1 pseudogene is annotated in these 303 nt (G+C 67.3%); it reads left to right on the top strand.

The window, feature by feature from the left end:
• Positions 1–301 (top strand): annotated as a pseudogene (locus RISW2_RS25350) (hypothetical protein); the annotation flags it as partial.
• Positions 302–303: the final 2 nt, after the last annotated feature.

The raw sequence follows: 303 nt of genomic DNA, 5'->3' as shown, positions 1-303 counted from the left end.
CGACACCGACACCGAAGCGGGCGCCAAGCTCTCGGTCGAGCGGTACAGCGCGACGGGCTTCGGCGGGCTCTACCTTCTCGGCGAGGTGTCCTCGGTCGAAAGCGGCTGGTTCCTGCTGGCGCAGACCGGGTTCGGTGCCTCTGGGTTCGGCGCAGAGCTTTCGACCGGCGGCAGCGACACCTACAGCGAGACCACGCTCGCGGTCACGCAGCGGCTGAACGATGGTCCCTTCATCGCCCGTGCCGGCTGGCGGTTCGAGGCCGAGGAAGTGTTCTTCGGCTTCGCGATCAACACGTTCTGACC

The sequence above is a fragment of the Roseivivax isoporae LMG 25204 genome (assembly GCF_000521865.1).
GTDB classification, from domain to species: Bacteria; Pseudomonadota; Alphaproteobacteria; order Rhodobacterales; family Rhodobacteraceae; genus Roseivivax; species Roseivivax isoporae.
Note: the sequence above shows the minus strand (reverse complement) of the source record. Positions and strands in the feature narration are given on the sequence as shown.